This window comes from Rhodococcus sp. MSC1_016 (assembly GCF_023667485.2).
Classification (GTDB): Bacteria; Actinomycetota; Actinomycetes; order Mycobacteriales; family Mycobacteriaceae; genus Rhodococcus_F; species Rhodococcus_F oxybenzonivorans.
In genome coordinates this window covers 2971732-2983822 of record NZ_JAMOZI020000001.1, presented here as the reverse complement: position 1 = coordinate 2983822, position 12091 = coordinate 2971732, and the positions used below count along the sequence as shown (strand labels likewise).

The following is a 12091-nucleotide window of genomic DNA, read 5'->3' as shown; positions in this document are numbered from 1 at the left end:
GCCTTTTTGGTAGCGGGAGCTACCAAAAAGGCGCACGGGCGCGGAGCGCCTTCCGACATGGGACACTGGACCGGTGAGGCTGTATCGAGACAATGCGGTGGTCCTGCGCCAGCACAAGCTGGGCGAGGCCGACCGTATCGTCACACTCCTCACCCGGCAGCACGGTCTGGTACGCGCGGTGGCCAAGGGGGTGCGCCGCACGAAGTCCAAGTTCGGCGCCCGGCTCGAGCCGTTCGCGCACATCGACGTGCAGTTGTATCCGGGCCGCAACCTGGACATCGTCACCCAGGTGCAAACTGTCGATGCGTTCGCCACCGACATCGTCGACGACTACTCCCGGTACACCACGGCGTGTGCGATCCTCGAAACCGCCGAGCGACTGGCCGGTGAAGAGCGCGCTCCCGCGCTGCAGCTGCACCGCCTGACGGTGGGTGCGCTGCGCGCGGTCGCCGAACACCATCGGCCGTGTGAGCTGATTCTCGATGCTTTCCTTCTGAGGGCCATGGGTTACGCAGGATGGGCACCTGCACTCGACGAGTGTGCGCGGTGCAGCGCGCCCGGACCCCACCGGGCATTCCACGTGTCCGCTGGGGGCGCGGTGTGTACCCACTGCCGCCCACCCGGTGCGGCCACCCCGTCTCCCGGAGTGCTCGCGCTGATGGACGCGCTGTTCCGTGGGAACTGGGCGGAAACCGAGAATGTGGCGGCGCCGCTGCGCAGTCAGGCCAGCGGACTCGTCGCCGCGCACCTGCAGTGGCATCTCGAACGACAGCTGCGCACCCTTCCCCTGATCGAACGGTCCCGTCCGCATCCGGCCGTCGGGCCGGAGAATTCGGTCAGGCAGGATGGGGACCGTGATTCGACGACGCGAACCTCGAACTCCGCTTGACGGTGCGGCCGAACGGCACATTCGGCCGCCCGACCCGCATCCGTCGGGGGCTCGGCCGCCGGGCCTGCAGACCGAACTGATACCTCGGCACATCGCACTGGTCATGGACGGGAACGGCCGTTGGGCGCAGGAACGGGGACTGCCGCGGACTGCCGGCCATGAACGCGGCGAAGCCGTGCTGATGGACGCGGTCTGCGGCTGTATCGAGATGGGTGTCGAATGGCTGTCGGCGTATGCCTTCTCGACGGAGAACTGGAAACGCAGTCCCGAAGAAGTCCGCTTTCTGATGGGCTTCAACCGGGACGTGATCCGCAGGCGCCGCGACGAAATGCACGAGATGGGTGTGCGCGTGCGCTGGGCGGGACGCCGACCACGGTTGTGGCGCAGCGTGATCAAGGAACTCGAGATCGCCGAGGAGTTGACGAAGCACAACACGGTGATGAACCTGACGATGTGCGTCAACTACGGTGGTCGCGCCGAGATCGCCGATGCGACCAAGGAAATCGCACGCAGGGTGGCGGCGGGACAACTCGATCCGGAGAAGATCACCGAGGCGACGGTGGCCCGGTACCTCGACGAGCCGGACATGCCGGATGTCGATCTGTTCCTGCGGCCGTCCGGTGAGCAACGAACGTCCAATTTCTTGATCTGGCAGTCCGCGTACGCGGAAATGGTCTATCAGGAGAAGCTGTTTCCCGACTTCGACCGGCGCGATTTGTGGGCGGCCTGCGTCGAATACGCCTCTCGGGACCGCAGATTCGGTGGCGTCAAGTGACGGCCGACGGAGCGCCGGCACTTCTGGCGCGCGCCGAGAATGCACTCGCTCATTTCGCCACGGTCGACAGGGCGGACGACGGCTCGCTCAGTTTCGAGTACGCCGGAGCGCTGTGCTCGATCAGTGCGATGACCCTGACCGAGGGACTGGACGTGTTGTCGATGACCTGTGTCCTCGCCTGGGATCGCCCCGTCAGTGCGTCACTGCACAAGAAGGTGGCCGAACGAAACAGCGCCCTCCAGTTCGGCTCGATCGCCGTGTTCGGACACGGCAGACTCGCCGACGTCATCCTGCGCTACACGTTCCCCGCCGCCGGCCTCGAGGACGAGGCCCTGACCACGATGCTGCTGCTGGCCCTGTCCGGGGCGGACACGGCTCGTCAGGGACTGATTCCCTGACGCTCACCGCGGCGCGTTGCAGTCCTTGCAGACGCCGAAGATCTCGATGGTGTGGCTGACGTCGGAGAATCCGTGATCGTCGGCGATCGACTGCGACCACTGTTCCACGGTGGGTCCTTCGACCTCGACGGTGTAGCCGCAACTGCGGCACACGAGATGATGGTGGTGCCCCGACGAGCACCTGCGGTACACCGATTCACCCGTGTCCGTTCGCAGGACGTCGACCGTCCCGGCATCTGCCAGCGTCTGCAGCGTGCGGTAGACGGTGGTGAGACCGATGCCTTCTCCACGCTTGCGGAGTTCGTCGTGGAGTTCTTGTGCCGAGCGGAATTCCTCGATGTCGTCGAGGAGGGCGGAGATCGCACTGCGCTGCTTGGTGGCGCGCACTCCGACGACCACAGGTTTGCGATGCTCGGCGTTCTGGGTCGGCATTCTCATCCTTCCTCGGCGTGCGCGACGGCGTCCACGACGATGTGTGCGAGATGGTCGTCGACGAGCCGGTAGAGAACCTCGCGCCCGGTGCGTTCGCCGCGCACCACCCCGGCAGCTTTCAAGACGCGAAGGTGCTGGCTGATCAGCGGCTGGGTGACTCCCAGCGCCCCGACGAGTTCGTGCACGCAGCGCTCCGATTCGCGGAGTTGCAGCACGATGGCGATTCGGACCGGTGCAGCGAGCGCGCGCAGAATGTCACCTGCCGCAGCCAACGTCTCCTTCGACGGCACAGGCGCGGGCGGCGCGGTGTCGAACGGATGAAGATCGCCGGTATCGGTCACGCTCACAGCGGATCTCCTTCGGTATGCCGGACACGAAGCGACAGAATGGTCGGGGAGCACCTTCGGTCAGCTCGTCGCCCATCTTATTGCAAATCGATTCCATTTTGATATGCATGAATTCGCATGTCAACCAGGCGGGTGAACCGGGCGGAAACGGGCAGATAGGCTAGGAGCCGAAAACTGCACGTAAACCATGCATCTATTACCCAGATGGAGAGCACTCGAGTGGCACCGAAATCCAAAGTCGAAACCGTCGTCAACCTGGCCAAGCGTCGTGGCCTCGTCTATCCGTGCGGTGAGATCTACGGAGGCACGAAGTCGGCCTGGGATTACGGCCCCTTGGGTGTCGAACTCAAGGACAACATCAAGAAGCAGTGGTGGCGCAACATGGTCACCAGCCGCGAAGACGTCGTCGGTCTCGACTCGTCGGTGATTCTGCCGCGTGAGGTGTGGGTGGCGTCCGGCCACGTCGGCGTGTTCAACGACCCGTTGGTTGAGTGTCTCAACTGCCACAAACGCCACCGTCAGGACCACCTGCAGGAGGCGTACGCGGAGAAGAAGGGTCTCGATAACCCCGACGACGTCACCATGGACGTCATTGCCTGCCCCGACTGCGGCACGGTGGGGCGTTGGACCGAGCCCCGCGACTTCAACATGATGCTCAAGACGTATCTCGGCCCGGTCGAGAGCGAAGAGGGAATGCACTACCTGCGCCCCGAGACGGCGCAGGGCATTTTCGTGAACTTCGCGAACGTGCTCACCACGTCGCGTAAGAAGCCGCCCTTCGGCATCGGCCAGATCGGTAAGAGCTTCCGCAACGAGATCACCCCCGGCAACTTCATCTTCCGCACCCGCGAGTTCGAGCAGATGGAGATGGAGTTCTTCGTCAAGCCCGGTGAGGACGAGGAGTGGCACCAGTACTGGATCGACTACCGCATGGACTGGTACACGGGCCTGGGTATCAACAAGGACAACCTGCGCCTGTACGAGCACGCCGCGGACAAGCTGTCGCACTACTCCAAGCGGACCGTGGACATCGAGTACCGGTTCCACTTCCAGGGCAGCGAGTGGGGCGAGCTCGAGGGTGTGGCCAACCGCACCGACTTCGATCTGTCGACGCACTCGACGCACTCGGGCACCGACCTCAGCTACTACGACCAGGCCAGTGGTGACCGGTACACCCCATACGTCATCGAGCCCGCTGCCGGCCTCACCCGGTCGCTGATGGCCTTCCTCGTCGACTCCTACACCGAGGACGAGGCACCCAACGCGAAGGGTGGCGTCGACAAGCGCACGGTGCTGCGACTGGACCGTCGCCTCGCGCCGGTGAAGGCCGCGGTGCTGCCGCTGTCCCGCAACGCCGATCTGACGCCCAAGGCCAAGGATCTGGCCGCGACGCTTCGTCAGAACTGGAACGTCGAGTTCGACGACGCCGGCGCCATCGGACGCCGTTACCGTCGTCAGGACGAGATCGGTACGCCGTTCTGCATCACCGTCGACTTCGACACCCTCGAGGATCATGCGGTCACCGTCCGTGAGCGTGACTCGATGGCTCAGGAGCGTGTCGCGCTCGATCAGGTGGAGGGCTACCTGGCCCAGCGCCTTCTGGGCTGCTGATCCGGAAGACGAGCAGGGTGAGCAGTTCCCCGGTTGCGGTCGATTCCCGACCGCAACCGGGGATCTGTTGTAATTGCCGCAGACGAAACGGGGGCATTGATGAGTGATGTGCTGGTATGCGGTGCGCTCTTGATCGGGAGCGCAGGTTTTCTGGGACTGGCGGTCGCCCTGTTCGGGTCGGCTGGTACCCGCTCGTGCAGCGACGTCGAGTAGGCCCTCGGAAGGTCAGAAGCGGCCGCCTCCGCTGATCCGGCCCGAACTGCGCGGACCACCGAAGGAGCCCGGTCCACCCCCGAAACCGCCACCACCGAATCCGCCACCACCGAATCCGCCACTACCGAAACCGCCACGGGAGCCTCGGCCTCCCCAGCTGCCGCGGCCGCTGAATCCGCCCCGCATGACGCTGTCGATCAGGATTCCGCCGAGGACCGCGCCGGCGAGGTTCCCGCCGGCACCGGGTCCGGCGCCTTGACGAAGTTCCCATTCCTGCACGTCATTTCGGGCAGAACTCAGGGCGTCGACGGCGAGAGTCGACGCGGCCTGCGCATGCTGCAGGGCGCCGGAGACATCGGTCTCGCGGAGCTGACGCGCGGCGGCGAGATGACGCTGGGCCTCGGTGAGCCGGGTCCTGGCCTCCGCACCGATCGCACCGCGCCGGGTGCCGATGAAATCCGAGGCCGCGGTCACCTGTGACTGCGCTGCCACCAGATTCTGGTCGAGATGCTGCTGCGCGCGTTCGGTCTGTCGGCGGGATTCCTGGGCTGCTGCCAGGACGGCGTCGAGTTCGGCGTCTGCCTTGACGATCGCGGTGAAGGTGCCGAGCGGGTCGGCATCTTTCGAGGTGCGTGCCGATGCGAGCGCTGCCTGGGCTGCGCCCCGCGCCGATTCGAGCGGGGGTCCACCCTGCTCGGTGAACTGGGCGGCAGTGGCCACCCCGTTCTCGAGGTCGGTGATCGCCGCGGGCAGGGCGGCGATCGCGTGGCGAATGTTGTCGGCTGCGTGATCGACGGCGTCGAGCAACGTCCGGGCCTGCTCGAGTGCACCTTCGGCACGGCGGATCGCCGACACGGCCGGCCCCTGCTTTCCCGGCGGCAGGGCGATGGTGTCCCGCGCCTCGCTCACTGCCTGCTCCGCAAACGCCAGCCGTTCCTGCGCCATCGTCACATTGGCCGCAATGGACGCCAGCGTCTCGGCCGGGAACTGGGTGTGCAGTGCCTCGAGTGTGCGGGTGGACTCCGGAATGCGGACGCTTGCCGCGACGATGTCGCGGGTCAGCGCGTCGAGTCGCTCTGGTGCGTTGATCAGGAGATTTCGCAGACCGTCGAATTCCTGAACCCGTTCGTCGAGTTCCCGGTCTGCCCGGCCGCAGGAGGAGATGATGTCGATCAGCATCTCTCGCTGCTGCTGGGGAGTCTCGGGAATCGCGTCGTCGAGTCGTTGACGGACGGTGAACGCGGCGGCCAGCGCCGCCTGCGCCTTCTCAAACGCAGTGGTGAACGACGCGGTCGACTGCTCCCCGAACTCGCCCCGGGCGAGGTCGAGTTCTTCGCGGCTTGTGCGCAGCGCGTTGTCCGTGTCGACCAGAATTTCCCTGGCCAGCTCGTCCAGCGTGGGCAGCGGCAGGGCGGCAAGTGCGTCGGTGTCCTCGGGGTCGATGTTCCTCGCGGCCGCGACAGCGTCCGCGGCCCGGTCGTTCTTCTTCTTGCGGGAGTACAGGAGAATTCCGCCGACGCCCGCCGCCACCACGCCGCCGCCGATGAGCAGTGTGCGCACCGACATTCCGCCGCTCGCGCTCATCGCATCGCCGAGACCGCCCGCCGCGGCGATGGCGCCACCCGCCCAGTCATCCTCGCGCAGAGCGGGTTCGACGGCGTCGACCCGGATGCTCTCCGCTTCATCGGAGGTGATGTCCTCGAGGCCGTCCGAGGCGATGAGAGCGTATTCGCGGTCGACGGTGGCGACAGCCAACAGTGCGTCCCGGTCGCCGAGCGAGGAGGCCTGCGCGGTGCGATCGGCCCACGGTCCTGCGCCGAGACCGTCGAAATCGGCGACATAGACCACCCACAACCGCACCTTGTGCTCGTCGTAGAGCTGATCGATCGCGGCCTCGACCTCGGTTCGCTGATTCTCGTCCAGCGCGCCCACGTTGTCCGTCACCTGAGTGGGTAACCGGAAGGGTGCATCGGCGGACGCGACCGCCGGTCCCCACAGGATCGTCACCACACCGAGGACGGCCGCGACCGCACCCAGGACCGAGAACCGTCGAGCGGGTGGAGCGAGGAATCGTCGGCGGGACGACGGCAACTGCTCGAGTGGCGATGCGACTGGCATGGCAGCAAATCTATCCGGTGTGGCGAGTCGTCAGCGGGACAGTTCGACGGCAGCTGGCAGAATCGGGGAGTGAATACTGCACCGAGCCGTGAACGCCACGACCTGCCGCGCGCCGAGGCGCGTCTGGGTTTCGTCGGCACGTTCGCGCGGTGGACCCGCCGGGTGATCGTCGGAGTGGTCCTGATCGCCGTCGCCCTCGTGTTCGGCACGGCAGTCCGGGTGTGGCAGGTGGCGCGAATCGACGACAGCTCGAGCGCCGACGCCATCGTCGTCCTGGGAGCCGCGCAGTACTCGGGGACCCCGTCGTCGGTGTTCGAGGCCCGACTCGAACAGGCCTACAAGCTGTACGAACAAGGCGTGGCTCCCGAGGTCATCACCGTCGGCGGGAAGCAGGAGGGTGACGAGTACACGGAGGCGGCGTCGGGTAAGAACTACCTGATCTCGCGCGGGGTCCCGGCCGACAGCATCACCGCGGTCGAGGAGGGGTCCGACACGTTGCTGAGCATCGAGGCCGTCAGCGAAACCATGGGGGAGCAGGGCATCAACTCGGCGGTCCTGGTCAGCGACCCCTGGCATTCACTGCGCACCCGCACGATGGCGCGCGACGCCGGACTCGATGCCTGGACTGCGCCCACCCGGCAGGGCCCGGCCGTCTTCACGCGTGAATCGCAGCTACACGGGATTGCGCGTGAAACCGGGGCCCTGATCTGGTACCAGCTCACTCACTTCTCCGCGGACTTCCCCTACACGGCAGGACAGTGATGGCCGGATACTCGACTCCCGACGTCGCACGGCGCGTCTCCGAGCCGCCCAAACGGGCCGGTCTGCCGGGGAGCCAGATCGCCGCGGCCCAGCACCGCTCCGATTTCTCCCGGGACCGCGCCCGCGTGCAGCACTCCGCGGCGTTACGCCGGCTCGCGGACAAGACACAGGTGGTGGGACCGAGGGACGGTGACACACCCCGTACCCGGTTGACTCATTCGATCGAGGTCGCGCAGATCGGGCGGGGAATTGCGGACGGACTTGGATGTGACCCCGATCTGGTGGATCTCGCGGGGCTCGCGCACGACATCGGCCACCCGCCCTACGGACACAATGGTGAGAAGGCGCTCGACGAGGTGGCGGCGAGCTGCGGTGGTTTCGAAGGTAACGCCCAGAATCTGCGAATCCTGACCAGCCTCGAACCCAAGGTCCTCGATCCCTCGGGCGCCAGCGCCGGACTCAACCTCACGCGCGCGGCACTGGATGCGGCAATCAAGTATCCGTGGACGAGGCCTCGGCCGGGTGCCAAATTCGGGGCCTACGACGACGACGCCGAAGTGCTGATCTGGGTGCGCGAGGGCGCACCGGAGAATCGTCGGTGCCTCGAGGCGCAGGTGATGGACTGGGCCGACGACGTGGCGTATTCGGTTCACGACGTCGAGGACGGGGTGATCGCCGGGCGCATCGATCTGCGTGCCCTCGCCGACCCGGTGGAACAGCGGGCGCTGGCGGAATTGGGTGTTTCCGAGTTCCCTGGGCTGATCGTCGACGATCTCGTCGAGGCGGCGCATCGGCTCAGCCTGTTGCCTGTGGTGGTGGAGGTGGGCAGCTACGACGGAACGCTGACCAGCGCCGTCGCGTTGAAGAATCTGACCAGCGAGTTGGTCGGCCGTTTCGCCACCGCCGCAATCAGCGGCACGCGGAAGGTCAACGGGGACGAGCCGCTGGCCCGGTACGACGCGGACCTGGTGATCCCCCCGGTGGTGACCTCCGAAGTGGCCCTTCTGAAAACCGTTGCGCTGTATTACGTGATGTCCGACTCCGGTCACAAGGCGCGTCAGGAGCGGCAGCGCGACCGCATTCACCGAGTGGCCGAATGGCTCCTGGCCACCGCTCCGGCGGGACTCGACCCCCTGCTGTTGCCGGCCTGGGACAAGGCCGGCGACGATTCCGCGCGGGTCCGGGTGATCGTCGACCAGATCGCGTCGTACACCGAGAGCAGGCTCGAACGCGTCGACAAGGCCAGCCTGGGAGCGCAAGCGAGCTGGGGCTGACGAGAAACGGACCAATCCGCTTGCTCCGGTGCTACGAATACGGTGCGAGAGCGCTCACACCACCTGCAGGGAGCCCGGATGAAGTCTGTACTGCGCAAGATCATCGGCTCGACGTCCGCTGCCCTGGCGGTTGCGGTCGGCGCCGCTGTGCTTGCCGCTCCGAACGGGCACGCCGCCCCGGCGTATCCGTTCGCCGACCCCGACCCGTTCTACAACGCGCCCGCCGATGTCGGTACACGTGCCGACGGTGACGTACTGGCCGGCAGGTCCGTCGCCGCGACCGGTTTCCCGACGGCCGAGGCCTGGCAGATCCAGTACAAATCCACCAACTCGGCCGGCGTCCCGATCGCCGCCGTCACCACGGTGCTCGTGCCCCGCGGCGCTCCCGCGAACCGGCCCCTCGTCTCATACCAGCCGTTCGTCAATTCGCTCGGATTGCAGTGCGCGCCGTCGCATCAACTGTTCGTCGGCGGACTGCAGGAGACACCGGCCCTCAACGCTCTCCTCGCGCGCGGATGGGCTGTCGCGGTGCCCGATCATCTCGGGCCGTCCAGCGCATACGGTGCGGCGAAGCTGGGCGGACGGCTGGTCCTCGACGGGATCCGGGCAGCGCAGCGGCTGCCGCAGACCGGTCTGGGCGCCGGCCCGGTCGGATTGGCGGGCTACTCCGGTGGTGCCATGGCAACGAACTGGGCGGCGGCACTCGCGCCGACCTACTCGCCCGAGCTGAACATCGTGGGCGCAGCCCAGGGCGGTACGCCGGTGAACATCGGCGAATTGGCCGACCGGTTGGGCGGCGCCCCCTCGGACGCCTTCGGTCTGGGTTTTGCGGCCGCCATCGGACTCGAACGCGAGTACCCGACGCGCTCGCCCCTGGGAAACGGCCTCAACGACGAGGGTCTCGAGCTCCGCGACCGGATGAGCAACCTGTGTACCGATTCGATCCTGGCTGCCGGTGCCGGCAGGTCGCTGGCCGAACTCACCGACGGTCCGAGCATCCTCACCGATCCCTCGGGACGGTCGGTCATGGATGAGAACAGTGTGCAGCTGTACCCGGGCGTGCCGAGAACGCCGATGTACGTCTGGCACGGCAGTGCGGATCCGCTGGTGAACATCGGGCCGGTACGCGAGACCGTCGACAAGTACTGCGCGCAGGGCGCGAGGGTTCAGTTCGACGTGATCCCGGGCGCCGACCACGGCACCGCCACCGTGCTCGGCGTGGGGCCGGCGTTCAGCTACCTCGGTGACCGGTTCGCGGGGATTCCGGCGCCGTCGAACTGCTGATTCCGAGTCGGAAATTGCGGCCCCGGCGGAGCGCCTAGACTGTGTGCCGTGGCTGGCAGAATCCCTGATCGAGACGTTGCGGCCATTCGCGAGCGCACCCGCATCGAGGACATCGTGGGGGAGTACGTGTCCCTCAAGCGTGCCGGCGGTGACTCGATGAAGGGCCTGTGCCCGTTCCACGACGAGAAGTCGCCGTCGTTCCATGTTCGGCCCAATCACGGGCACTATCATTGCTTCGGCTGTGGTGAGGGCGGCGACGTCTACTCGTTCCTGCAGAAGATCGACCACATCAGTTTCGTCGAGGCTGTCGAGCAGCTGGCTGATCGCCTGAACTACTCGATCTCGTACGAGGGTGGCGGCACGTCCGTCCAACGCGACCGCGGCACTCGTGCGCGGCTGGTGGCGGCCAATGCGGCCGCCCAGGAATTTTATGCAGCGCGTCTGCAGGAACCGGACGCGCAGGCGGCCCGCGACTACCTGACGGAGCGCAACTTCGACGCGCACGCCGCGCAGCAGTTCGGTTGCGGCTACGCGCCCGACGGCTGGGACGTACTCACGAAGCATCTGCTGGGCAAGGGTTTCGACGTCAAGGAGCTCGAGGCGGCGGGGCTGTCGAAGGCCGGCCGCCGCGGTCACATCGATCGCTTCCATCGCCGCCTGCTCTGGCCGATCCGCAACCTGTCGGGCGACGTCATCGGCTTCGGTGCGCGCAAACTCTTCGATGACGACACGATGCCGGGGAAGTATGTGAACACCCCGGAAACCATGCTGTACAAGAAGTCTCAGGTGCTCTTCGGTCTGGATCTCGCCAAGCGCGACATCGCCAAAGGGCATCAGGCGGTCGTGGTCGAGGGCTACACCGATGTGATGGCGATGCACCTCGCCGGGGTGAAGACGGCCGTTGCCGCCTGCGGAACCGCGTTCGGTGAGGACCACCTCGCCATGCTGCGTCGTCTTTTGATGGACGACAGCTATTTTCGCGGCGAGATCATCTACACGTTCGACGGTGACGCAGCCGGGCAGGCCGCGGCGATGAAGGCTTTCGAGGGCGATCAGAAGATGGCCGGGCAAACCTTCGTGGCCGTCGCCCCCGATGGTATGGACCCGTGCGAACTGCGGCAGAAGTCCGGTGACGCGGCTGTCCGCGATCTGGTGGCGCGCCGGACACCGATGTTCGAATTCGTGGTCAAGTCGATCCTCACCGAGCACGACCTCGAGACCGCGGAGGGACGTGTGGAGGCGCTGCGCCGCACGGTGCCGGTGGTGGCTCAGATCAAAGAAGCGACGCTGCGTGACAGTTACGCCGTCCAGCTGTCCGGCTGGGTGGGCTGGGACGATATCGCCGCCGTTCGTCAGCGGGTGCGCGACGAGGCGCGCAAGCGGGCGTCGACGCGGGGTTCGGTGCCTGCTCCGCCGCGCCGCAAAGCGGGCAGGGACGACAGCGATGCGCCGCAGCTTCCGGTGGGCCTGTCCCGTCCCCGGCCCAACGACCCCACGCTGTGGGCGCAGCGGGAGGCGCTGAAGAGCGCGCTGCAGCACCCGTCGATCGCCGGCACGGTGTTCGACTCACTGCCCGTCGAGACCTTCACCCATCCGGCGTACGTGATGATCCGCGAGTCGATGATCTCAGCCGGTGGAACCAGTGCCGGCCTCGGCGGCGGCGAATGGGTCGACGCCGTCAGCCGGGGAGTGGGAGACATCACAGCGGCGTCGCTCGTCTCCGAGCTCGCCGTCGAGCCGCTCCCCGTCGAAGAAGATCGAGTGCCCCGATACATTTCGGGCGTGCTCGCACGCCTGCAAGAGGTGTGGGTCGGTGAACAGGTGGCCGAGCTCAAGTCCAAGCTCCAGCGCATCTCCCCGGCCACCGAATCGGACGAATTCCACTCGCTCCTCGGCGACCTCGTCGCGTTGGAGCAGTACCGCCGCAGCCTCCTCGATCAGGCGATCGGCGACACCACCAGGGACGGGATGGCCGGCTGACCGCCTGC

Annotated in this window: 11 protein-coding genes; 8 read left to right on the top strand and 3 right to left on the bottom strand. The window is 66.7% G+C overall.

Translation table 11 applies throughout. The annotated features are described in order from the left end of the window. Positions 1–73 precede the first annotated feature (73 nt). The 3 genes from recO to L1080_RS13750 are packed head-to-tail and all read left to right on the top strand — an operon-like array spanning position 74 to position 2062. A complete protein-coding gene (recO, locus tag L1080_RS13760) occupies positions 74–889 on the top strand; it encodes a DNA repair protein RecO (protein ID WP_109329018.1) in 816 nt (271 codons plus the stop codon). Next, positions 855–1664 (top strand): isoprenyl transferase, encoded by an 810-nt coding sequence (locus L1080_RS13755; protein WP_109329020.1) that lies wholly within the window; start codon positions 855–857, stop codon positions 1662–1664. Before recO ends, L1080_RS13755 begins: the two co-directional genes overlap by 35 nt. Then, positions 1661–2062: a hypothetical protein gene (locus L1080_RS13750; RefSeq protein WP_109329022.1), complete on the top strand. Its 402-nt coding sequence runs from the start codon at positions 1661–1663 to the stop codon at positions 2060–2062. Before L1080_RS13755 ends, L1080_RS13750 begins: the two co-directional genes overlap by 4 nt. A gap of 3 nt (positions 2063–2065) precedes the next feature. On the opposite strand, the gene L1080_RS13745 is transcribed toward L1080_RS13750, so the two are convergent. Further along, positions 2066–2494, bottom strand: a complete 429-nt coding sequence (locus L1080_RS13745) for a Fur family transcriptional regulator (protein WP_159921487.1) — start codon at positions 2492–2494, stop codon at positions 2066–2068. 2 nt (positions 2495–2496) lie between these two features. After that, entirely contained in the window at positions 2497–2841 is a 345-nt protein-coding gene (locus L1080_RS13740; RefSeq protein WP_159921489.1) for an ArsR/SmtB family transcription factor, read from the bottom strand. A 219-nt stretch (positions 2842–3060) separates the two neighbouring features. Here L1080_RS13740 and L1080_RS13735 point away from each other — a divergent pair, with 219 nt between their 5' ends. Further along, on the top strand, positions 3061–4452 hold the full coding sequence (locus L1080_RS13735) for a glycine--tRNA ligase (protein ID WP_109329028.1): 1392 nt from the start codon (positions 3061–3063) through the stop codon (positions 4450–4452). Between the two features lie 225 nt (positions 4453–4677). On the opposite strand, the gene L1080_RS13730 is transcribed toward L1080_RS13735, so the two are convergent. Continuing rightward, the gene (locus L1080_RS13730) at positions 4678–6783 is read right to left on the bottom strand and encodes a TPM domain-containing protein (RefSeq protein ID WP_250771463.1); all 2106 of its coding nucleotides are present in this window, start codon (positions 6781–6783) and stop codon (positions 4678–4680) included. Between the two features lie 69 nt (positions 6784–6852). Between L1080_RS13730 and L1080_RS13725 the strand changes: the two genes are divergently transcribed. The 4 genes from L1080_RS13725 (at position 6853) to dnaG (ending at position 12083) form a co-directional block, all read left to right on the top strand. Next, positions 6853–7545, top strand: a complete 693-nt coding sequence (locus tag L1080_RS13725; RefSeq protein WP_159921493.1) for a YdcF family protein — start codon at positions 6853–6855, stop codon at positions 7543–7545. Further along, positions 7545–8819, top strand: a complete 1275-nt coding sequence (locus L1080_RS13720) for a deoxyguanosinetriphosphate triphosphohydrolase (RefSeq protein WP_250771466.1) — start codon at positions 7545–7547, stop codon at positions 8817–8819. The genes L1080_RS13725 and L1080_RS13720 overlap by 1 nt, the downstream gene beginning before the upstream one ends. A gap of 78 nt (positions 8820–8897) precedes the next feature. Then, on the top strand, positions 8898–10103 hold the full coding sequence (locus L1080_RS13715) for a lipase family protein (RefSeq protein WP_201453558.1): 1206 nt from the start codon (positions 8898–8900) through the stop codon (positions 10101–10103). Between the two features lie 48 nt (positions 10104–10151). Then, positions 10152–12083 carry a DNA primase gene (gene dnaG / locus L1080_RS13710; protein WP_250771469.1) on the top strand — a complete coding sequence of 644 codons (1932 nt, stop codon included), beginning with the start codon at positions 10152–10154 and terminating at the stop codon, positions 12081–12083. The last annotated feature ends 8 nt before the right edge of the window (positions 12084–12091 follow it).